The organism is Acinetobacter sp. CWB-G5 (assembly GCF_019209785.1).
Lineage (GTDB): Bacteria > Pseudomonadota > Gammaproteobacteria > Pseudomonadales > Moraxellaceae > Acinetobacter > Acinetobacter johnsonii.
Window position 1 is genome coordinate 159706 of record NZ_JAHUTF010000004.1, and the last position, 21346, is coordinate 181051.

Annotated in this window: 21 protein-coding genes; 10 read left to right on the forward strand and 11 right to left on the reverse strand. The window is 43.2% G+C overall.

Annotation, left to right across the window (positions count from 1 at the left end):
• Nucleotides 1–11: 11 nt before the first annotated feature.
• The 4 genes from hemH to KVY11_RS09495 form a co-directional block, all read right to left on the reverse strand.
• A complete protein-coding gene (hemH, locus tag KVY11_RS09480) occupies nt 12–1034 on the reverse strand; it encodes a ferrochelatase (protein WP_218288771.1) in 1023 nt (340 codons plus the stop codon).
• Between the two features lie 68 nt (nt 1035–1102).
• On the reverse strand, nt 1103–2128 hold the full coding sequence (locus KVY11_RS09485; protein ID WP_087011252.1) for a DUF4062 domain-containing protein: 1026 nt from the start codon (nt 2126–2128) through the stop codon (nt 1103–1105).
• Nucleotides 2129–2259: 131 nt separating this feature from the next.
• Nucleotides 2260–3129: a glutamate racemase gene (gene murI, locus KVY11_RS09490; RefSeq protein ID WP_218288772.1), complete on the reverse strand. Its 870-nt coding sequence runs from the start codon at nt 3127–3129 to the stop codon at nt 2260–2262.
• Between the two features lie 47 nt (nt 3130–3176).
• On the reverse strand, nt 3177–3788 hold the full coding sequence (locus tag KVY11_RS09495) for a DUF1285 domain-containing protein (RefSeq protein ID WP_218288773.1): 612 nt from the start codon (nt 3786–3788) through the stop codon (nt 3177–3179).
• Nucleotides 3789–3979: 191 nt separating this feature from the next.
• On the opposite strand from KVY11_RS09495, the gene KVY11_RS09500 reads away from it, so the two are divergent.
• Entirely contained in the window at nt 3980–5692 is a 1713-nt protein-coding gene (locus tag KVY11_RS09500) for an electron transfer flavoprotein-ubiquinone oxidoreductase (RefSeq protein WP_004692627.1), read from the forward strand.
• Nucleotides 5693–5844: 152 nt separating this feature from the next.
• Here the strand turns inward: KVY11_RS09500 and KVY11_RS09505 are convergent, their stop codons facing one another.
• The gene (locus tag KVY11_RS09505; RefSeq protein WP_218288774.1) at nt 5845–6372 is read right to left on the reverse strand and encodes a hypothetical protein; all 528 of its coding nucleotides are present in this window, start codon (nt 6370–6372) and stop codon (nt 5845–5847) included.
• Nucleotides 6373–6444: 72 nt separating this feature from the next.
• The gene (tusA, locus tag KVY11_RS09510) at nt 6445–6702 is read right to left on the reverse strand and encodes a sulfurtransferase TusA (protein ID WP_004692640.1); all 258 of its coding nucleotides are present in this window, start codon (nt 6700–6702) and stop codon (nt 6445–6447) included.
• Nucleotides 6703–6914: 212 nt separating this feature from the next.
• Here tusA and KVY11_RS09515 point away from each other — a divergent pair, with 212 nt between their 5' ends.
• Nucleotides 6915–7754, forward strand: a complete 840-nt coding sequence (locus KVY11_RS09515; RefSeq protein ID WP_004978829.1) for an HlyC/CorC family transporter — start codon at nt 6915–6917, stop codon at nt 7752–7754.
• Entirely contained in the window at nt 7751–9310 is a 1560-nt protein-coding gene (lnt, locus tag KVY11_RS09520) for an apolipoprotein N-acyltransferase (RefSeq protein ID WP_218288775.1), read from the forward strand. Before KVY11_RS09515 ends, lnt begins: the two co-directional genes overlap by 4 nt.
• Nucleotides 9311–9376: 66 nt before the next feature.
• On the opposite strand, the gene KVY11_RS09525 is transcribed toward lnt, so the two are convergent.
• From KVY11_RS09525 to gspF, 4 genes are all read right to left on the reverse strand, one after another.
• Nucleotides 9377–9715: a tRNA-binding protein gene (locus KVY11_RS09525; protein ID WP_004692646.1), complete on the reverse strand. Its 339-nt coding sequence runs from the start codon at nt 9713–9715 to the stop codon at nt 9377–9379.
• Between the two features lie 160 nt (nt 9716–9875).
• Complete coding sequence (locus KVY11_RS09530) at nt 9876–10211, reverse strand: hypothetical protein (RefSeq protein WP_004978824.1); 336 nt, start codon at nt 10209–10211, stop codon at nt 9876–9878.
• Nucleotides 10212–10494: 283 nt separating this feature from the next.
• Nucleotides 10495–10932 (reverse strand): type II secretion system major pseudopilin GspG, encoded by a 438-nt coding sequence (gspG, locus tag KVY11_RS09535; RefSeq protein WP_010325797.1) that lies wholly within the window; start codon nt 10930–10932, stop codon nt 10495–10497.
• A gap of 33 nt (nt 10933–10965) precedes the next feature.
• Nucleotides 10966–12171, reverse strand: coding sequence for a type II secretion system inner membrane protein GspF (gene gspF / locus KVY11_RS09540; protein ID WP_218288776.1), 1206 nt, complete (start codon nt 12169–12171; stop codon nt 10966–10968).
• A 152-nt stretch (nt 12172–12323) separates the two neighbouring features.
• Here gspF and KVY11_RS09545 point away from each other — a divergent pair, with 152 nt between their 5' ends.
• The 7 genes from KVY11_RS09545 to KVY11_RS09575 all read left to right on the forward strand — a co-directional run bounded on the left by KVY11_RS09545 (nt 12324) and on the right by KVY11_RS09575 (nt 19848).
• Nucleotides 12324–14546: a primosomal protein N' gene (locus KVY11_RS09545; protein ID WP_218288777.1), complete on the forward strand. Its 2223-nt coding sequence runs from the start codon at nt 12324–12326 to the stop codon at nt 14544–14546.
• Nucleotides 14547–14628: 82 nt separating this feature from the next.
• Nucleotides 14629–16470 carry a monovalent cation:proton antiporter-2 (CPA2) family protein gene (locus KVY11_RS09550; RefSeq protein ID WP_010325794.1) on the forward strand — a complete coding sequence of 614 codons (1842 nt, stop codon included), beginning with the start codon at nt 14629–14631 and terminating at the stop codon, nt 16468–16470.
• Between the two features lie 50 nt (nt 16471–16520).
• On the forward strand, nt 16521–17396 hold the full coding sequence (locus tag KVY11_RS09555) for an Hsp33 family molecular chaperone HslO (RefSeq protein WP_168159341.1): 876 nt from the start codon (nt 16521–16523) through the stop codon (nt 17394–17396).
• A 200-nt stretch (nt 17397–17596) separates the two neighbouring features.
• Nucleotides 17597–18049, forward strand: a complete 453-nt coding sequence (locus KVY11_RS09560; RefSeq protein WP_218288778.1) for a DUF2147 domain-containing protein — start codon at nt 17597–17599, stop codon at nt 18047–18049.
• A gap of 145 nt (nt 18050–18194) precedes the next feature.
• Complete coding sequence (locus tag KVY11_RS09565; protein ID WP_218288779.1) at nt 18195–19148, forward strand: DnaJ C-terminal domain-containing protein; 954 nt, start codon at nt 18195–18197, stop codon at nt 19146–19148.
• A gap of 10 nt (nt 19149–19158) precedes the next feature.
• Complete coding sequence (locus KVY11_RS09570) at nt 19159–19515, forward strand: chaperone modulator CbpM (RefSeq protein ID WP_004978810.1); 357 nt, start codon at nt 19159–19161, stop codon at nt 19513–19515.
• 72 nt (nt 19516–19587) lie between these two features.
• Nucleotides 19588–19848: a YdcH family protein gene (locus tag KVY11_RS09575; protein WP_004692664.1), complete on the forward strand. Its 261-nt coding sequence runs from the start codon at nt 19588–19590 to the stop codon at nt 19846–19848.
• Nucleotides 19849–19968: 120 nt separating this feature from the next.
• Here the strand turns inward: KVY11_RS09575 and KVY11_RS09580 are convergent, their stop codons facing one another.
• Nucleotides 19969–21204, reverse strand: coding sequence for a magnesium transporter CorA family protein (locus KVY11_RS09580; RefSeq protein WP_218288780.1), 1236 nt, complete (start codon nt 21202–21204; stop codon nt 19969–19971).
• Between the last annotated feature and the right edge of the window lie 142 nt (nt 21205–21346).

Sequence of the window (21346 nt, forward strand, 5' to 3'; positions counted from 1 at the left end):
GAGTGTCAACCTCAATTCGTTTTGCTGGCTAATGTCTGTTTTAAGGCATCAAGATTAGCCTGAACCAGTGTATTGAGCAATTGCAAATGATCTCCGCGGCTGTTCAAGGCTGGAATATATTGATACCGCTCTCCACCTTGAGACAAAAACAATTCAGCATTCTGAATCGCCAGTTCCTCTAAAGTTTCTAAGCAATCCGCTGAAAATGCTGGACTCATAATTTGCACCGATTTTACCCCCTGCGCCGCCCATTCGGTCAGTAAGGCATCGGTATAGGGTTTCACCCACTCTTGTTTCCCAAAGCGGGACTGGAAACTGATTGCCCATTCATTCTCCGCTAGGCCTAACTCTGCCGCCACCAACTGCCCTGTGGTACGGCAGCGGTCGGCATAGGGATCACCTTTATCGACATAAGGCTGTGGAATACCATGAAAAGACATTAACAGCTTCTCAGTCACCCCATGTTCAGCACGGAAATCACGCACACTTTGCGCCAAAGCCTGAATGTATAAAGGGTGCTGATAATAATCACGAATAATGCTCAGCCCCGGCAAATTACGCTGCTTTGGAATCCACTTCGCGAAAGCATCATATAAAGGCGCGCTGGATGTCGCAGAGTACTGCGGAAATAAAGGAAAAAGGACAATATGATCTTGCGGGTTTTGACTCAACTCAGCAAGCAAAGGCTGAATGCCGGGATTACCATAGGTCATCGCAGGGACGATATTCAGCTCAAACTCAGGGTATTGCAAAATCAACTGTTGTTGTAACGCAGCCACTTGAGTCAGTAAAATTTCTCGCATTGGAGAATCGCTGCCCCACACCATGGCATAAGCATGGGCAACGCGTTTCGGGCGAAATGGCAAAATAAATAAACGGAGAATAATTTGCCAAAGCGGTTTGGGAATTTCAATCACCCGCTGGTCTGACAAAAACTGATCCAAAAAGCGACGCACTGCTGAAGCCGTCGGTGCATCAGGCGTTCCCAAATTTGCCAAAATAACAGTAACTTTTGCTTTTGTTGCAGTAGACATTCAGCCCTCGTGGCTCGTTTTCGAATGTCTTACTGTAACAGTTTTCAGTTCATTCTCTAAATGGATAACTACGAAGATTGAAATTGAAAAGGCCGATCCTTTTCCAATAAATTACTCTCCAAAAGTTTAGTCGCCTTCGGGGTCAACTGCCAAAGCATGCGCTGACGATCATCTCGACCCGACTGAACAATCCAATCATTTTGACGCATTTGCATTTTGATACTGTGCAAAGCACGAATATTAATTTGCGAGCGTGCAACAGCATGGGCACGCGGCATTTCTAGGCGTGCATCATTCAAACCAGTTTCGTTTAAATACTCATTTATACGTTTGGAGAAATACTCTTCAGGAGTTGGGTGAATAAAGGTTGTCCCCAAAACCGAGAGTAATTGCGCCCAAGTCATCTGCTTTTGAATTTTCAGCTCTTTAAAATTGCCATCTTGATAGGCATGCATCCGATAATCAAATGCAAAAAACTCATGCATAGCCACTTTGGGTAGAGACAAAAATGGATCGACTTCACGTTTACCCGCTTCAGTTTCAAGTTGCACCAGTTTGGCTTTGAGTTTATCTATTTCGTCATGCAAGACTTGAGTATTCTGCGGACGTACCCAACCGGACACAGGATAGCGCTCTAGCATTTGCGTCATATTCAAGCGAACGGCCATTTCCAAGTCACGCATGGTGCGATAAGTGAAAACCTGATCAACTTCGTTTTGCAGCAGTTTCCGAAACTCTTTGAATTTTTCACGCAGCTCAGCTTTGTCGTCATGTAAACATAACTCACGTGCATCAGGATCATCATGCATAAATACAATAATCGGCTTTTGTTTGGTGACCGCATAAATGTATTCAAGGTGCATATATCCCACCCCTGACACGGACTGTTCACCATATTTACTGCCCAGCAACAATATGACATAGTCACAGTCATCAATCTGACGACGTGCAAAAGCCGTTGAAAGTGGTGTCCGTTGTTCTAATCCCCAAGAAAAAAATCCCATGCCCACTAAAGTTTGGGCCAAAATGATCCGCTCTGGTTGCATCTCGCTTCCAGAAGTGGTTATAAACACTTGATAACGCTTATCGAGCATCGGTTATCCTCATTATTCTTCGCAGCATCCCATCCCCCAAATTCCATTAGATAGACACTGCGACTAACTCAAGCATATTAGGTTGCAATTTTTGACTATATATCAAAATACTCGACTTATTTGTTTAAAAATTAATCATATATGTTTGAAATAGTCCAATTTAGTTCTGGTTCAAGCAAAAGTTGTAAGATAGGTCTCAAACTTTCTGCATTATTTCCACTGACATAACATTCAATTCGAACATCACCATCATGATTTTGTTCAAATAATAACTCATTTTTGATTAAAATACGGGCTGTTTGTCGTGCAACTGCCAGTCCAGAGTCAATTAATGTCAGTTTCTGACCAAAAATAGATTGTATCGCTATTTTCAAAAAAGGGTAATGGGTACAGCCTAAAACTAAGTAATCTGCACCCTGATCAACAACCGGTTGTAAAATATCTTTTAACGTGGCTAAACATGCCGCACTCATCTGTGCGCCGCTTTCAACAAAAGGCACTAAATCTAAGCAGGTCACTGGAATCACCGTGACTCCCGAAGGTTGTGCAAACTTTTCCACCACATCTTTAATCAGCTGCCCGCGAAAGGTCGCAGGGGTCGCTAGAACGGCCACGGTTTTGGATTTGCTTTGCAATACCGCAGGTTTTAGGGCTGGAACCAGGCCGATAATCGGGAAGTTGTCGCCATAGTGCTCGCGTAAATAATCCAAACTAAAGGCTGAAGCGGTATTACACGCCACAACTGCAACCTTACAGCCTTTGCGGTAAAGCCACTCAATCGCTTGTGCAGTCAATTCTCGAATATTTTGATCATCGCGCGGCCCATAAGGCACATGTGCAGTATCGGCAAAATAAATAAATCGTTCATGCGGTAAATGCTTGGCAATTTCTTGAGCGATGGATAAGCCGCCTATTCCCGAATCAAATATCCCGATTGGCGCATCGGCTATCGCTTTTGGCATGGGGTTGATCAGAGGAAATAAGGGCTGAATGGCACTCATGAGGACTCGTTGCAGTATAAAGTTAAAAGATCAATCAAGCTTAAACCTCAGGTGCCTAATTGCAATAGCAAATCACCACTTTGTAATCTCAGTTTGACCTGACCCTCCGCATCGTCGCTTAGCTCCCCCATTTCCACCAAATGAAAAAAAGCAGCACGCTGAATCAGTGCATTGATGCCAAAACGAACATGCACATAAGGACGTAGCTCCCCTTGGAAGGCACGCATAAAAATGGGATGGTCTTCATCAACAATCACCACATCATGCGTGGTCGTGGTCAGTTGTAGGTAGATTTTTCCTGCAATTTCGACTTGATCGACCTGATTGACAAATAAAGGCTCATCTTCAACCTCGATTTCAATCTGCTCGACAGGAGTTTTGAGATAAAATTTTCCGTCCTCTTTCCAAAGTACCGTTGCAAACAGCTCAATCATGGCTTGGCGTTTGATCAATTGACCTTCGTGCCACCATTCTCCATTGGCTAAAACCTTCAAATCCATTGCGCCACAATGCTTTGGGTGCCATTGATCTAAAGGGGGGATTGACCTTTTGTGACCGGACTGTCCATCTTTTATGTATTGTGCAATATCGGTTAAGTTTTTATTATCAGCAATAGCTACTTTTTTCGTCGGATTTGCTGAGTTGTGCTGCTTATCCATAAAATTCATGCCTGTCTGACGGAAAAATAATATGATTCAGCCAATTGGCTAGAACTCGGTTTAAACCTATACTAGCTCACAATATAAAAGACACGATGATAAATTTTGTGTCTGGGAACTAAGAACACTCATGGCAGCACCGTTCTTTGAGTCAAAACGGTTGCCACCTTTAACCATATGAGGAGTCCTACATGGAACACATCGAACGTGAATCGATGGAGTTTGACGTAGTCATCGTTGGCGCAGGCCCTGCTGGCCTTTCTGCTGCGATTAAAATTCGTCAACTTGCAATTGAAAACAACCTTAATGATCTGTCCGTTTGTGTCGTAGAAAAAGGCTCTGAAGTTGGTGCGCATATCCTTTCAGGTGCTGTGCTCGAACCGCGTGCGATCAATGAGTTGTTCCCAAACTGGAAAGAAGAAGGCGCGCCTTTAAATGTTCCAGTAACTGAAGATAAAACCTATTTCTTAATGTCTGCTGAAAAGTCACAAGAAGCGCCGCACTGGATGGTTCCTAAAACCATGCACAATGATGGCAACTATGTGATTTCACTCGGTAACGTGGTGCGTTGGCTAGGTCAAAAAGCTGAAGAATTAGAAGTTTCTATTTTCCCAGGTTTTGCTGCATCTGAAATTCTTTATCATGCCGATGGTACCGTTAAAGGTATCCAAACCGGTGATATGGGGATTGGTAAAGATGGTGAACCAACACATAACTTTACCCCAGGCTATGAACTACATGCCAAATATACGATTTTTGCGGAAGGCTGTCGTGGTCATTTAGGTAAGCGCCTGATTGCCAAGTTTGATCTCGATAAAGATGCAGACCCGCAACACTATGGTATCGGCATCAAAGAACTATGGGAAATTGACCCTGCAAAACACAAACCTGGTTTGGTGATGCACGGTGCAGGTTGGCCTCTAGCTGAAACCGGTTCTTCTGGTGGTTGGTGGTTATATCACGCTGAAAACAACCAAGTTACTTTGGGTATGATCGTAGATTTATCTTACGAAAACCCACACATGTATCCATTTGCAGAAATGCAACGCTGGAAAACGCATCCACTGATTAAGCAATATCTTGAAGGTGGTAAGCGTATTTCTTATGGCGCACGTGCTGTTGTCAAAGGCGGTTTCAACTCTCTGCCGAAGTTCACCTTCCCAGGTGGTTCTTTAATTGGTGATGATGCAGGGTTTTTAAACTTTGCAAAAATCAAAGGCTCACATACGGCCATGAAATCGGGCATGTTGTGTGGCGAAGCGGTATTCGAAGCGATTCAAGCAGGCGTTGAAAAAGGTGGTGACCTTGCCATTGCACGTGTGCTTGAAGGTGAAGACTTCTTTGCAAAAGAGTTAACCGCTTATACAGACAAGTTCAACAACAGCTGGTTAAAAGAAGAGTTATATCGTTCTCGTAACTTTGGCCCAGCAATGCATAAATTTGGCACGTTCGGTGGTGGTGCATTTAACTTCATCGACCAAAATGTGTTTAAGGTTCCGTTTACACTGCATGACTTAGTGCCTGACTTCAGTACACTGAAAACTGTAGATGCAGCAACAGTGAAACCGAACTATCCAAAACCAGATGGTAAGTTGACCTTTGACCGTTTATCTTCAGTATTTGTATCGAATACGGTGCATGAAGAAAATCAGCCAGCACACTTGAAACTGACTGATGCTTCTATTCCTGTGAATGTAAACCTACCAAAATGGGACGAGCCAGCTCAGCGCTACTGCCCTGCTGGTGTTTATGAAATTATGGAAGAGAACGATGGTTCGAAGCGTTTCCAAATTAACGCGGCTAACTGTGTGCACTGTAAAACTTGTGATATTAAAGATCCATCTCAAAACATTACTTGGGTAACTCCTGAGGGTGGTGGTGGTCCGAATTACCCGAATATGTAATTCCTTACGACACGGCAAAGCGGTTGCTTTGCTAACCGTGTCTCATACCCGAACATGTAATGTTAAAACGGGCTTGCGCTGAGGCGCATTTCCGAGCAAGTAATCGCTTTTAGATTAAAAAAATCCCTTCAGCATTGAAGGGATTTTTTTAATTAATAGGCATCTGACTTTTTGCTAAAAACCATCACTGTTGGCCCTATCGCAGTATGCCCAACCCCATGATCTTGATAAATTTCAATCCGATAATCATCACACTGATAGACATATTTATTTTCAGCTTGTTTCCAGCCGTTTTGCGCCACCTGAAAGCGTTTTAATACTCGACTTTTAAAAACATCTAAATCGGTTTCATACGTCGCAAGTGGCCCATCTAGAAAACTTAGACTGTATGAAATAATCATTTTAGAATGCGGATCGTAACGAATATGCTGAACCCAGCTCACACCAGCTTTTTTAATTTGTGTATCTATACCTTGTGCAAATTCAAACTGATAATTATCGCCCCCTAAAATAACCGTTTTTGCGGTGGGATGATGCTGTTGAAATTCACGAATATGCTGTCCAATTTTTAAACCTGCAACATTCATCGTGCCTACAGGAACTTCACAAGATTTTGCCCAAGAAATTGAACAAAATAATGCAAAAATATGAGCCCATAAGAACACATTTATTCTTTTCATTCTGATTTCCTTGGATGAACTTGATTTCTTTTTCTTTACTCAAGCTCATTTTAAAAGGCTAAGACAAATGTCCTAACCCTTTTTAACTAAATAATGAAATTCTTTATTGCCGTTTTCGTCTAAGCGCTCTTCTTGCAGCAAAAGTTCATGCCCAAGATGCATACAAAATTTAGGAATATCCCATGAAGTGGAGTTGTCAGTTGCAAATACCTCAACCACATCTCCCGATTTAGACTTGCGAATGGCTTGATGCAACATCATCACAGGCTCTGGACAGCGTAAACCACGGGTGTTTAATTGGATGCTTGGGCTCACTTCCAAATCAGACATATATAAACTCAAAAATTTAAAAACTTGCCAATTTTAACACAACTGCCCATTTCTCATATCTGTTTGCATAGCTTGATGGCAGATGAACCTCGTATTTAAAAGTATTGATCTAATCATTCATGCAATCCTTGCTTAATTACAATAGACAACTGTGTTTTCTACGGTATGATAAAATTAAGTTTTTTAGATATTAAGCGTCTTTAGGAAAGATCATGCACGAGGAATCAGGCCCGTCGTGGGGAATGCGTGGCTTACGCAAATGGTTAGGTACCGCGCCAGAAACTCGCGATGAACTGTTAAAGTTAGTTCAAGATTCACGTCGTTTTTTAGAACCCGACACTGTTGCGATGTTAGAAGGCGTATTAGACCTTCCAGCAACCAAAGTCCGCGAGGTCATGACACCGCGTACATCGATGATCAGCCTACAAGAAGATGATGAGTTACTCGACATTCTGCATACCTTGGTTGAGTCGGCACATTCACGTTTCCCTGTCTTTTCATCCGATCAACCAGATAATGTCGTGGGCATTTTATTGGCCAAAGACTTATTGCCTTTTTTGACTGAACCAAACAATAAAGTGGATATACGTGCGCTGATGCGCCAACCTTTATATGTCCCTGAAAGCGCACGCTCAGACCAAGTGCTTCGCATGTTGAAAAACACCCAAACGCATATTGCGGTGGTGATTGATGAATATGGCACGACCTCAGGTTTAGTGACGTTAGAAGATATTTTGGAAGAGATCGTCGGTGAAATTGAAGATGAACACGACAAGATCGATGAAGAGGCGGAATATATTATTCCCGACAATGACCCAACGACCGCAAATACGTGGCTGGTTCAAGCACTTACACCAATCGAACACTTTAACAATCTTTTAGATGCAGACTTTTCTGATGATGAGGTTGAAACTGTGGGCGGTTTATTGCTTCAAGAAATTGGTTTAGTGAGTGATTTACAAGGTCAGGTGATTGATCTTGAAAATTGGGAATTTACCATTGTAGAAGCAGATGCACGTTCTATTCATCTGATTCGAGCCGTTCGTAAATGAGAGCTTACTTTGACAAACTGTTAACCCCCAATCCACAACAAAAACAGTTACCTTTAATTTATCCGCTTCTAATTGCCTTATTTTCAGGGGCTGTCTTTAGTTTTGCACTCGCCCCTTATCATTATTGGTGGTTGGCAATCTTATCCCCTGCACTGCTCTACGCCACTTTACGCAGGCGCAGTGCAAAGCAGGCCTTTGGTATTGGTTGGGCCTATGGTTTTGGCCTATGGTTCGTGGGGGCTTTTTGGCTCTACACTTCCATCCATGTCTATGGCGATACCAACAGTGCCTTAAGTGTGGGCATGATCGGCATTATGGCCTTGGTCATGGGCTTATTCACAGCTGTCCAAAGCTTTATTTACCGCCGTTTTTTCCCTGAAACGCCACTAACCTTCGCTCCGCTTTGGGTGCTTTTTGAATGGGCAAAAACCTGGGTTTTCACAGGCTTCCCATGGCTGTTTGCAGGCTATGCCTTTACCGAACGTTTACTGGATGGTTATGCGCCATTATTTGGTATCTTCGGGGTGTCGTTTGTAGTCTTGGTGCTGGCCTGCGCACTGGTCGAAGTTTTAAACCGTCGCGTCTTTTGGGTCATCCCCTCTGCTTTATTGGTCCTTGGCGCATGGGGCGCATCAAAAATTGAATTCGTCTCCGCAAAAAATACCCCGCCATTATCGGTTTCTTTAATTCAGGGCAATATCCCACAAGACTTAAAATGGCTCACTGAGTATCAACTAAAAACACTTGGAATCTATGCGGATTTAACCCAAACAGAATGGGGACGAGACCTCATTGTTTGGCCTGAATCCTCTATTCCGATGTTCCAAAGTGATATCGAACCCTTTTTAGCTGCAATGACAGCACAAGCCAAGAAAACCAACACAGCATGGGTCACGGGTATTCCATACTGGGATATTTCAGGCTCTGAAACGGCAGGTCGACCACTGTACTACAACAGTATTATGGCCAATGGTGATGAGGCCGAAGGACTCTATAAAAAGCAACGTTTAGTGCCTTTTGGTGAATATATTCCACTATCTGGTTTACTGAAATGGGTCTTGCCTGCCATGCAGAATGATCCGTCGATGAGTGGTTTTTCACGTGGCGAACAACAGCAACAACCGCTTTCTATTCATCAGCAGCATTTAGGCGCGGCCATTTGCTATGAAGTGGCTTATCCGAACTTAACGCGTCGTAATGCCAGCCAAAGTGATTTCTTGGTGACAGTTTCCAACGATGCATGGTTTACAGGAACCGCAGGCCCTTTACAGCATTTACAGATGGTACAAATGCGTGCCAAAGAAAATGGACGCTGGTTTATCCGTGCCACCAATACAGGCGTGACGGCATTTATTGACCATCAAGGGCATATCGTAAAACGTGCTCCGCAAGATGTGGCAACCGTGCTTCGCGGCGAACTGCCTGCTATGCAAGGTCAAACGCTATATACCCGTTTAAGTGACTGGCCAATTTTAGGTTTCTCAGTTTTTTTACTGATCTTGGGCTGGATCTATCGTCCACGTAAAGTCGATGTATCGTTTAAGTCTCGTCGATAGTTGCTATTGTTAGATCAGATTATTCCAAAGAAAAACCCAAACTGAGCTTGGGTTTTTCTTTTTCATTTATAGTAGTTTGGTACCTACTGGAACCTCTGTATCAGGCACACACAGTACCACGCCTGCGTCTGAATCATGAAAGCCTGTCACTAAGCACTCAGACTGAATGGGACCAATTTGTTTGTTTGGAAAGTTAACCACTGCCACAACTAATTTACCCAATAACAGTTCAGGTTGATAACGCTCAGTAATCTGCGCACTCGATTTCTTAATGCCAATTTCATGACCAAAGTCGACATGTAAAATATAAGCGGGCTTACGTGCTTGCTCAAACACTTCGGCCTGAATAATGCGCCCGACTCGGAGCTCGACTTTTAAAAAATCCGCCCAATCAATCTGTTCCATATTTCACTCTATATTTATATTTTCTACAGTATAGGGAGCGAACACTGGCATCATATACAACGAAACAGACAAGCGATCCTATCTTTCCGCCATTCTTCATGACGCAATAAAAAACCGAGCGTATGTGCTCGGTTTTTTATCACAACTATAAATGTCAGTACTAAATTTGACTGACCAAATAGGACACCATACCGGCTAAAAAGAGCATCGGGGTATAACGGTAGAACATGACCACTTTTTGTTCTAATGCTGTAATCTGTACTTGATCGAGTGTGAGTACGGTTGCTTTTAACGCAGACCAAAAGCTCAAAACCGCCCATGTGCTGAATAGACTGATTGCAAAGAAACCCACCATGATTTGGCTACTGCCTTCAGTCGACTGCCACACACTTAAAACACCTTGAGCAACAGGAAGCATACTCAAAATCAAAAGAACAGATTTGAGCATCGACCAATGGAATTGGCTCATTTCATCCAACAAGGTTAATGCTTTCATTCTATTCTCCTCAGGCAAATCAGTTGCCATTGAGAACATTATGCAAGGATTTAAATAAATAAAAAGCCTATTTTTATCCATAATTTACATTATTTGTAATCAATAAATATGGGAATAATTCTTATTATAAATCTCAGCTGATGCTTATTATATTTAATATTTTAAAATCATAATCTTAGATATTAGTTTTAAATTAAGATGTATTATCATTACAGTCCACATCGACATAACCTATGCACTGTAATGATATATTCAATTAAACCCAATATATAATAATTCTCAATTAAGGTTGATACTGAATATCAGCATCGGTTTCTTCACCACCTTGCTGTCCATCTGCGCCAAAAGAATATAAATCAAATGGTCGTCCATCGGTCCCAGGTGCAACATATTGAATGTCATTATCCCAACTGTCTTTCGGATATCCACCCTTCACATAACCGCCGGGCAACCAATTTTTTGCAGACTCAGGCTTATTCACCAAAGCGTCGAGCCCACCCTCTTGCATTGAAGGGTACTTACCATTGTCCAATTTATATTGATCCAATGCCGCAGCGACCCCTTTAAGGGTAATGACAGTGGTATCAACTTTGGCTTTTTCACCGCGTCCCATCACATTGGGTACAATTAAGGCTGCCAACACACCTAAAATAACAATCACCACCATGACTTCAATTAAGGTAAAGCCTGAAGCTTGGCGTCTATAAATTTTTGATTGCATGTGAATTTTCTCTTCCATCTTATATTTTTAAAATTAAATCATGTTGTTCATGTTGACGATCGGTAGCATCACTGCGATCACAATCACCAAGACAATGCTTGCCATCAGAACCAACATCAGTGGCTCCAGTAAAGCCAGCAAGGTCGATATGAGCGTTGTCACTTCTCGGTCTTGCATGGTCGATGCGCGCTCCAACATCCGATCCAATTCACCCGACGTTTCACCACTTTTAATCATTTGTACCATCATCGGTGGGAAATAACCACTGCGCTCCAGCTGGGTCGCAAGGTTTCCACCTTCGGTCACTTTTTCTGCCGCATGATTGACCGCATCGCGAATCACCCAGTTATTACTCACCGCCGCGCCAATTTTTAACGCATCCACTAAGGGCACACCTGATTGGGTCAAAATCGATAAGGTACTGGCAAAGCGTGCGGCATTTATACCACGTGAAAGTTTACCGAATAATGGCAGTTTGAGCATTAAACGATCAAAGGCATAATGCCCTGCTGTGGTTCTTAAAAATCGCAGTAATAAGCCGATCCCTAGCACACTGCCCACCAATAAAAATGGCCATGCCACTCGAATAAAATCGCTGGCTTTCATCAAGGCAACGGTAATCCATGGCAAGGCATCTTTACTTTGGTCAAAGGTTTTGACAATGTCAGGCACTACATAAGTCATGAGCCCCATCACGATGGCAAAAGACATCAGCATTAAAATAATCGGGTAAATCATCGCGCCTTGGATTTTCTTTTGCATTGCAAAACGATTTTCGGTGTAGTCTGCCAGCTGATCTAAAATTAAGTCCAAATGTCCCGAACGCTCACCAGCGGCAATCGTGGCAATGTACAACTCTGGAAAACGTCCCGATTGCTGTAAGCCTTGCGCCAATGAGTGGCCTTCCAATACTTTAGAACGGACTGACATCAATAGATTTTGTACATGTGCTTTTTCTGACTGCTTTCCGACCGCACGAATGGCTTCTTCCAACGGAATGGCCGCCGCCACAAGTACCGAAAGTTGACGTGTCAATAAAGCCAAATCATAGGCGGTAATTTGTTTTTGAAACCATGTTTTACTGCTGTGCTTATCTTTTTGTTCAACAGGATCAACCGAGACTGGAATCAGCGCTTTATCACGAAGTTGTTGCCGAATTTGACGTGCTGAATCCCCTTCGAGCACGCCTTTTTGCTGCTTTCCTGCGGCATCGAGTGCGGTAAATTGATATGCTGGCATATTTACGCTTTCTAATTGTCCATTTAGTCATTTGGCGCTGTTGCATGTCGGCACCAAAATCATTCATATTCTAAGTTATAAATTATGTCATCACTCTAACACAACTCATTCATCGCACAACGACAATTTCATCAGGACAGTTTGAGCTTTTTATGCCAGAAAATACACTTTCCACCACACCAAGCTACCGTATCCGCGTGGCTGTTCCCGTTTATCTATATGACTGTTTTGACTATAGTTTAACGGCTGAACAATACCACCAAGCTGAAGTGGGTGCACGTGTGGCTGTCTCATTTGGTCGCCAAAATGTGGTCGGTGTCATTGTTGAGAAGCTCACTGATGAGAAACCACTCGATTTAGGCTTTAAACTTAAAGCCATAACTGAGTTGCTCGATGACAACGCTATTCTAGATACTAAAGTTTTAAGTTTATTGACATGGTCAGCGCAATATTACCAATTTCCCATTGGTGAAGTGATGCACGCTGCTTTGCCCAGCTTTTTACGCCAAGGCAAACCTTATAACCTACTGGCGCGGATGTGGAAGCTGATTGATGATCATGCCGAAGATAAATTAAAACGTTCAGAAAAACAACAAGATGCCTATAAAATTCTAAAGCTTCATCCTACCGGAACGTCTGAAAATATTTTAAATTTGGCTGGCATTGAAACTGCGACCTTAAAGGCCTTAGAAAAAAAGCAAATCACCCAGTGCATACTTGAAGCTCAAGACTTTAAACCACAAGCGATGACGCTAGCGCAAATGCCTCTCACGCCCAATGATGAACAAAAGCGTGCCATTCAAAACATTCTCAAGGCTCGTCATAGCTACCACGCTTTCTTACTGGATGGTTTAACGGGTAGTGGGAAAACTGAAGTCTATTTGCAAGTCATGCAAGAGGTTTTAAAACAAGGCAAACAAGTTTTGGTATTAGTGCCTGAAATTGGCCTCACCCCACAAACAGTGAGTCGTTTTCAGTCACGTTTTCACTGTCATATTGCGCTACTACATTCAGGTTTAAATGATTCTAAGCGCCTGCAAGCCTGGCAAAGCGCACAAACGGGCAGAGCTTCGATTGTGATTGGGACACGTTCTGCCATCTATACGCCCCTTCCGCATTTGGGTTTGATTGTCTTAGATGAAGAGCATGATCTATCTTTCAAGCAACAAGAAGGCTTCCGCTACCACGCTCGTGATGTGGCTTTATACCGTGCACACTTAGAAAACTGTCCGATTATCCTCGGTTCTGCAACGCCAAGTATCGACAGTTATGCATTGGTTGAACAAGGTAAAATGACCCGTTTGGAGTTGGACCAACGTGCAGGTGTGGCCGTGATGCCGAAAATGCATGTGATCGATCTGAAAGTGGCACAAAAACAAAATGGCATCAGCCAACAGCTGATTCATGAAGTACAAAAGCGCTTAGACAAAAAAGAACAGGTGCTGATTTTTTTAAACCGTCGCGGCTATGCGCCTGTGTTGATTTGTGAAAGTTGTGGCTGGCAGGCGAAGTGCCCCCACTGCGATGCCAATTTTACCGTGCATCGACAGCCCTACCAGCATTTGCACTGTCACCACTGCGGCACCATCCACCGCATGCCTGAACACTGCCCGCAATGTCAGCATAGCGAACTGAAACCAATTGGTTTAGGCACCGCAAAAGTTGAAGAAAACCTACAAACACTGTTCCCAAATTTTGACGTAATTCGGGTTGATCGTGATTCGACCAGTCGAGTCGGCAGCTGGCAAAAAATCTATAACAAGATTCAGAAAAGTGAACCCATCATTTTGCTCGGCACCCAAATGCTGGCCAAAGGACATCACTTTCCTTATGTGACTTTAGTGGCGATTTTAGACATCGACTCAGGCCTACTCAGTGTTGACTTTCGTGCCACAGAACGTACTGCACAGCTCATCATCCAAGTCGCTGGACGTGCTGGGCGTGGCGAGAAAAAAGGCGAAGTCTATTTACAGACTCTACGTCCAGATCATCCTTTGCTGAATACCCTGCTGGAATCTGGCTATCGTAGCTTTGCCAAGCAAACGTTGAAAGAGCGTAAAGCTGCATGGATGCCACCTTATCGCTATGCGGCTTTATTGCGCTGTGAATCCAAAGACCAAGAACTGAACCAAAGCTTTTTACAAGAGCATGCACAAGCACTGCGCCAAGCCTCCGAAAACAGTATTGATATTTGGGGGCCTATTCCTGCGCCGATGGAACGTAAAGCAGGCCGCTATCAAGCGCATATGGTATTACTGTCCAAAGATCGGGCGCGTATGCATTTTTACATTCGTCAGTGGTGGCAAAATGTCTGGCATAACAAACCGCATGGTATGAAATTGAGCCTTGATATTGATCCACAAGAGTTAAGTTAAGACTTGACGTGAATAAGGTTTAGACCTGAGTCGCGTTCTCCCTTAAACTTCCAACATAAAGAAAAAAATTTAGGACAGGGCAATGTCTCTACTGCTTCAAATCACCCTCTTTTTGGCTGCGGCACTGATGATCGTTCCGTTGGCAAAACGGCTGGGGATTGCCACGGTACTCGGCTATTTATTCACGGGTATCTTACTCGGCCCCAGTGTATTAAATGTCGTCCATGACCCTGAAGACATTCATAAACTCGCTGAATACGGCGTGATTTTCTTGATGTTCATTATTGGACTAGAACTTCGCCCGCAACGTTTATGGGAAATGCGTAAATCCATTTTTGTGATGGGCAGTTTACAAGTAACACTCTGTGGCGTGCTACTGGCGTGCATCGTCTTTTTTGCCCTGCAGCAACAGATTTCGGCCAGTGTTGTGATTGGTTTTGCCCTTGCCCTATCCTCCACCGCATTTGTGTTGCAACTGCTAAGCGAAAAACAGCAACTTAATACCACTTTTGGTCAGCAGTCCTTTTCCATTTTACTCTTTCAAGATATTGCCGCGATTCCGCTGATTGCGATTATCCCCCTGCTTGCGGGAACAAACTCAACCCATCATGGCGTGGCCTACTTTGCAGCAATTGTGGCCACCTTTACAGGCTTGTTTTTATTTAGCCGCTATCTCATGCGCCCTTTTTTCCGCTTTGTGGCCAAAAGTGGCGCGCATGAACTGATTACTGCAGTCGGTTTGTTTATTGTCTTAGGCGTAGTCGCGCTGATGGATGTCTTAGGCATCAGTACCACCTTGGGCGCATTTTTAACTGGGGTGTTACTTGCTGACTCTGAATTCCGTCATGAACTGGAAGCCAGTATTGCACCATTTAAAGGTCTACTTCTCGGTCTATTTTTCATGACCGTCGGGATGAGCACGCAAGTTTCGCTCCTGTGGGAAAGCCCAAGTCTGATTATTGGCGGTGCGTTATTGCTGATGTTGGTCAAACTACTGGCCTTAACAGCCATCGCTCGCTACTTCGAGTTTTCATGGCGCAATAGTTTGATGCTGGCAACCTGTTTGGCACAAGGCGGTGAATTTGCTTTTGTGGTGCTCAATGTTGCCATGAGTGAACACGTGATTACGCAAGCCATTTTAGAGCCGATCAATTTGATCGTGACGTTGTCGATGATTCTGACGCCTATTCTATACTGGCTGATGAGTTCGTGGGTGGTGCCTCTATTCGAGAAAGAGGCTACACCTGTCTATGATGAGATTCCTGAACAGCATAACCCGATGATCATTGCTGGCTTTGGCCGTGTCGGCCAAATTGTGGCACGACTGGTTCACTTACAGCACCAAACCTTCACAGCGATTGACAGCAATATCGACAAGGTCGATTTCGTTCGTAACTATGGCGGCAAACTCTACTATGGTGATGCCACTCAACCCGATATCCTGCGTGCAGCCGGTATCGAACATGCCAAAGTGTTTGTATTAGCCATTGATGATATTGAAGACTCGATGAATGTGGCACGCCATATCCGACTCAATTATCCAGATTTAAACTTGCTGGTCCGTGCCCGTGACCGACATCATGTGCATTTGCTGCGTGACTTGGGGGTGGAGCATATTTGGCGTGAAACCTATTTATCGTCTTTAGGGATGGCTTATTTTGCCCTGCGTAATTTAGGCATAGCAGAACAAGATGCTTATAAGAGCATTGAGTTATTTCGCGATTATGATGAAAAACTGCTCGCACAGCAGCAAAGTATTTATAACGACGAACAGAAGGTCTACGAAACACATCGTAATGCTTTGGCCGAATTAGAACACTTATTTGAAAGTGATACGCAGCTCCGTCAGAGTCCTGTCGGCGTTGACCTACAACGCGAGTTACAACATGACCGAATAGATGTCACACGGGATGAAGTAAAATGACTTGTGTTTTACAATATCGTCACCATTAAGACAGGATATTGGAGAAATTTATGTCTGATTTGCGTCAACGCTTTTATATTGAAGATAGTCCTGTTCGTGGTGAAGTGGTTCATCTAGAAGAAACCCTACAAACCATCTTGGCGCAGCGTGATTATGCACCTGCAGTACAAGTGCTGTTAGGTGAAATGCTCAGTGCCACGGCATTACTTGCCAGTACTTTAAAAATTAAAGGCCGTATTAGTTTACAAATTCAGGCTTCAGGTAGTTTCAAATGGGCCATGGCTGAATGTAATCACCTTGGTGAAGTGCGTGCCTTGGCGGATTATGAAGCAGATCCACGCTTTAATGCTGCCGAAAGCAGCAGTACGGTATTGAGCACCCTCATTAGCCCTGTACTATTTATTAATATTGAGCCTGAATTTGGTGAGCGTTATCAAGGGATTGTGGCTTTAGACAAGCCAAATCTTGCAGGTTGTTTAATGCAGTACTATGACCTGTCTGCTCAAATTCCAACGCGTATCGTTTTGGCCAGTTCAGCCCAACGTGCTGGCGGTTTACTCATTCAGCTGTTACCACGTAACAGTGAAGAAGAACAAGAACGTGTCGATCAAGACTTATGGCCACGTCTAACCATGTTGACTGAAACGCTCAAAACCGAAGAGTTAACCGACTTAGAAGCGAGTGAAATTCTTTACCGTTTATACAACGAAGAAGAAGTACGCTTACCTGAAGTTGAAGTACTGAAATTTGGCTGTACCTGTTCGAAAGAACGTTGTGCTCAAGCGCTTGAACAAATTGGCGCCGAAGCCGTTCGTGAAACGCTAGAACATCAGAACCCAATTACCATGGACTGCCAGTTCTGTAACACGCAATACAGCTTTAGTGCAGAAGAAGCCTTGGGTTTATTTGGTGAACACTTAAGCTAAGCACATCATGTGCAATAAAAAAAGAGCAGCTGAACTGCTCTTTTTTTATGCATTTGTTCTCATAAAAATAAGATAATTCAAATGATTCATCACTTTTATTCATAGATATTTCACTGGTCACACCGCTTAAATTTCGTTATAAATAAACCCATAATTTTTATATGTCTTTATTTTTCTCTTCCATTTGGGGTTTTATCATCATGAAATTTTCTTGCAGTCTTTTCGTACTCAGCAGTTTATGCGCCTTCTCCAGTTTTGCAGCCACCGATCCCTTGGTCGGCAAATGGAAAACTATCGATGATAAAACAGGATACTCTCTCAGTGACGTCATGATTGAAAAAGACAAAAACAATAGCTATAAAGCAGTCATCGTAAGTACGCGTGAAATTCCAGGTGCGGTAAAAATAGAAAACTGTAGCAAGTGTGATGGGGTCAATAAAAATCAGCCCATCGTCGGCATGACAACGCTCAGCCATTTGAAGTTAGACAATGCCAATGATTCGACCTATAGCCATGGACAGTTCCTCGACCCTTTCACAGGGTTACGCTATGACGCATATGCACGACTCAGCAATAATGGTAAGCACTTACGAATTCGAGGAACGTCGACCGAAAATGGCGGTGGGCGCAACATCACATGGGTCAAATATTAAGTATTCCTCATCCATCAAAGCCCCCTTTCATCGGGGGCTTTTTTATTGTCATGTTTTGAAACAATAAGGAACATATCTTTACTGTTGAAATCTGCTGAAAGGCTGAATAATGATTAAAACTTAATCAATTTATTTAATCTTATTTATGCCGAAGAACCATTATGAAATACTCGGTTTAACGCGAGATGCGACCGCCGAACAAATTAAAAAAGCCTATCGAAAATTGGCACGTAAGTATCATCCCGATGTCAGTAAGGAGCCTGATGCTGAGGCACGGATGCAAGAATTAAATGTCGCCTACGACACCTTAAGTGATGAAACGAAAAAAGCAGAATATGACTTTGAACTCGATCATCCGCAAGGCTCACAGCAATTCAACCCCAATGCAGGCTTTGGCGGTTTTGAAGAAGCATTTCGGAACGCTCAAGGCGGACAACAGGCACATGATTTTTCAGGGTTTGAAGACTTATTTGGCCGTTTTGGTTCAGGTTTTGGAGGCTCAAACTATCAATATCAACGCCAAAATAGCACTCGCCATAAAGGCGAAGACCAACATGCGCGTTTAGAGGTCGATCTTGAGGTTGGGTTCCACGGTACCACCCAAACTATTACCTTACAAATTCCTACTTTAAATGCCTATGGTGAAGCGGAAATTCAGCGCAAAACGCTGGAAGTTAAAATTCCCAAAGGCATGAAAGAAGGGCAACAAATTCGCTTAAGTGGTCAAGGACAGTCAGGTATTCAGGGTGGTGAAAATGGCGACCTGTATATCGAAATTTATTACAAAGATACGGACACCACACGCATTGAAGGAGTTGATGTCTATCACCAACTGAATATCAGTCCTTGGGAAGCTGCTTTGGGGCAAAGCATCACCGCCGCCCTACCCAATGGTCGGACATTACAAATTCAAATCCCGAAAAATGCCAAAACGGGGCAGCAACTCCGTTTAAAAGATCAGGGGATTCCAGCCAAAACAGCAGGACATTTATATTTAATTTTAAACATTGTTCAACCTCCTGCGCAGAGTGAGCAAGAACAGCAAGCTTACCAAGCCTTTGCTGAAGCTTTCCCTCACTTTAAGCCGCGTCAGTCTTAAGGAGAAAATTATGACGACTATTCAATATCGTGAAATTATTTTAGACGGATGTCGACACGCTGAAATTGTTGATGAACAACATAGCTTTGATTTAAAGCATTTTGCTGAAGCCTGCGGACAAAGTCCTGAATGGGTTTTACAGCTGTTGGAATATGACATTCTGCCTAACCGACCCGATAACCGCATTCACCAATTTTTTGGTGATGATGTCTCACGTGCACGGCGAGCCTATCGCTTACAACGTGACTTTGATGCCAGCTTTACTGCAGTCGCAATGATGCTGGATTTGATTGAGGAAGTTCAAAAACTTCGTCGTGAAGTAAAACATTTACATCTCACTGACCCAGTTCAAACGACTCAACACTAGTTCTATAAAGAAAGATTGGCGCATGCCTTTCTTTCTTTTTTTATTTTTGAATAAGAGGATTAGACGGCAACCATGAAACTCAAAGTTTGTAATAAAAAGACTAAGCTCATGTTTCCTGAATACCGAGACATGATTCAACAGCTTAGAGAAGACAATCCGCATTTTTCTAAAATGTTTGACGACCATGAAGCTCTCGATCAGGAAATTTGTTTACTCGAACAAGACCCTGTCAGGATTCATCGTGGAGAGATTGAGCCCCTCAAACGCAAAAAGTTGTTCATTAAAGATCAGCTTTACCGGATTTTAAAAGGAGCCCAGTTAAAAACCTCTTAAATTAAATCTCCCTGCGACGCCCACATATCCGAATAATAAATTGAACAAGGATAGCGTCAGCATGTAAAGAAACACCTTAAAGCCCATTTGCTTTAATGGTCTATGTGGAAAATCACCGAATTATTTTAATTTGGTGATTTTCTCTAAATCTTTGATGGTGCCCTTCACGGTTTGCTTGATCGGCTCATAATCGATGAACCAAAATAAATTCATATGTTGATCCGCATGCTGCTGTGCCAACATATCAATGACACTTTTTTCGCCACGCCCGACCAAATGACGTCGATAAAAATAATACAGTAAGATCAATGTCGTCATTAACATGATGCCCAACATGATCCAAAACCCTGTTGGAGACTTCAGCCCCGGAATAAACTCGAAGTTCATACCATACACCCCTGTCAACAAGGTTAGCGGCGCAAAAATCGCGGTAATAATGGCTAAAATCCGCATGTTTTCATTGGTTTGATTGGCAATGGCTGAAAAATGTAGATCGATAGCTGCTTGCACTGCATTTCTCAAGCGAATGGTATGCTTTTGAATACGTTCAATATGACTGGTTAAATCATCGACACGTACTAGCATGATGTCTTGTTTTTCGCTACGCTTTTTCCCTTTCAAGTGCGAATAGTTATCGACAATTTCATCGCGTAATTCCTGCAAAGTTTCGATTTGCTCTTCGCACAAATTTTCCACTTGTTGGAAAGCCATATTCTCTTGCAACAGTTGATGCCACTTGGTAAAACGACGATGCCCTTGTAAAAGCTCTTGCTGCCAAAACTCTACTCGACGTGTCAACGGCACACGTAAATCAAGATAACCATCTACCATATTATTAAGCAGTCTCAAGGTCAAATCTAAAGGCGTTGCGGGTAGTTTTCGTGGTTTATTATGCTCTTCAATCGGACGGCTCAACACCGTTTCCATACGCTGAATATAGCTTTCAACCTCTTTATTACCCTGCTCTCTAACCGTAATCAAGACTTGCGGCGTGAGCATAAAGCTAATCGGGGTCGTCGCCAGACCAAAAACCCGTTCATGTTTTTCAGCCGCTTGATTATCAAGCTTGATTTGATCATCAGGTGTGATCAGCTTACGAAAGATCAGCAAGTCATAATCTTCCAAAGTGTCAAAGGCACAAGGGTGTTCTAAATTGAGAATATCGCGCAGATGATATTCATTCATCCACAGTCCCGTTGCCGCATAAATGTCCTGCTGCCAATGTTCTGCCCGATTGACCACATCGTCACGGCTACACTCCACCCAAATAAACTCAGCTTCCTGCTCTGCAATTGGCTGTTTCTGCACATAAGTATGCTGCGCGGTGGGATGTTGATAGAAATAATAGCTTTGCATATCTCATTTATTATTGTCTGTCTTAGCCAGCATGATGCCATAAAAAAAGCCCTGAGCAAGCCAAAGTTTACATTGGCCAAGCTCAAGGCTTTTCTAAGACAACTCAATTCACATGGCAAACACCATGTGAATTGACAAGAGA

What these genes read in the sequence shown, in the direction of transcription:
- KVY11_RS09565 (WP_218288779.1), top strand. Translation starts at nt 18,195, where the DNA reads ATGCCGAAGAACCATTATGAAATACTCGGTTTAACGCGAGATGCGACC.
- KVY11_RS09580 (WP_218288780.1), bottom strand. Translation starts at nt 21,204, where the DNA reads ATGCAAAGCTATTATTTCTATCAACATCCCACCGCGCAGCATACTTAT.
- hemH (WP_218288771.1), bottom strand. Translation starts at nt 1,034, where the DNA reads ATGTCTACTGCAACAAAAGCAAAAGTTACTGTTATTTTGGCAAATTTG.
- murI (WP_218288772.1), bottom strand. Translation starts at nt 3,129, where the DNA reads ATGAGTGCCATTCAGCCCTTATTTCCTCTGATCAACCCCATGCCAAAA.
- KVY11_RS09500 (WP_004692627.1), top strand. Translation starts at nt 3,980, where the DNA reads ATGGAACACATCGAACGTGAATCGATGGAGTTTGACGTAGTCATCGTT.
- KVY11_RS09545 (WP_218288777.1), top strand. Translation starts at nt 12,324, where the DNA reads ATGCCAGAAAATACACTTTCCACCACACCAAGCTACCGTATCCGCGTG.
- lnt (WP_218288775.1), top strand. Translation starts at nt 7,751, where the DNA reads ATGAGAGCTTACTTTGACAAACTGTTAACCCCCAATCCACAACAAAAA.
- KVY11_RS09505 (WP_218288774.1), bottom strand. Translation starts at nt 6,372, where the DNA reads ATGAAAAGAATAAATGTGTTCTTATGGGCTCATATTTTTGCATTATTT.
- KVY11_RS09555 (WP_168159341.1), top strand. Translation starts at nt 16,521, where the DNA reads ATGTCTGATTTGCGTCAACGCTTTTATATTGAAGATAGTCCTGTTCGT.
- gspF (WP_218288776.1), bottom strand. Translation starts at nt 12,171, where the DNA reads ATGCCAGCATATCAATTTACCGCACTCGATGCCGCAGGAAAGCAGCAA.
- gspG (WP_010325797.1), bottom strand. Translation starts at nt 10,932, where the DNA reads ATGCAATCAAAAATTTATAGACGCCAAGCTTCAGGCTTTACCTTAATT.
- tusA (WP_004692640.1), bottom strand. Translation starts at nt 6,702, where the DNA reads ATGTCTGATTTGGAAGTGAGCCCAAGCATCCAATTAAACACCCGTGGT.
- KVY11_RS09485 (WP_087011252.1), bottom strand. Translation starts at nt 2,128, where the DNA reads ATGCTCGATAAGCGTTATCAAGTGTTTATAACCACTTCTGGAAGCGAG.
- KVY11_RS09530 (WP_004978824.1), bottom strand. Translation starts at nt 10,211, where the DNA reads ATGAAAGCATTAACCTTGTTGGATGAAATGAGCCAATTCCATTGGTCG.
- KVY11_RS09515 (WP_004978829.1), top strand. Translation starts at nt 6,915, where the DNA reads ATGCACGAGGAATCAGGCCCGTCGTGGGGAATGCGTGGCTTACGCAAA.
- KVY11_RS09495 (WP_218288773.1), bottom strand. Translation starts at nt 3,788, where the DNA reads ATGGATAAGCAGCACAACTCAGCAAATCCGACGAAAAAAGTAGCTATT.
- KVY11_RS09525 (WP_004692646.1), bottom strand. Translation starts at nt 9,715, where the DNA reads ATGGAACAGATTGATTGGGCGGATTTTTTAAAAGTCGAGCTCCGAGTC.
- KVY11_RS09575 (WP_004692664.1), top strand. Translation starts at nt 19,588, where the DNA reads ATGAAACTCAAAGTTTGTAATAAAAAGACTAAGCTCATGTTTCCTGAA.
- KVY11_RS09570 (WP_004978810.1), top strand. Translation starts at nt 19,159, where the DNA reads ATGACGACTATTCAATATCGTGAAATTATTTTAGACGGATGTCGACAC.
- KVY11_RS09550 (WP_010325794.1), top strand. Translation starts at nt 14,629, where the DNA reads ATGTCTCTACTGCTTCAAATCACCCTCTTTTTGGCTGCGGCACTGATG.
- KVY11_RS09560 (WP_218288778.1), top strand. Translation starts at nt 17,597, where the DNA reads ATGAAATTTTCTTGCAGTCTTTTCGTACTCAGCAGTTTATGCGCCTTC.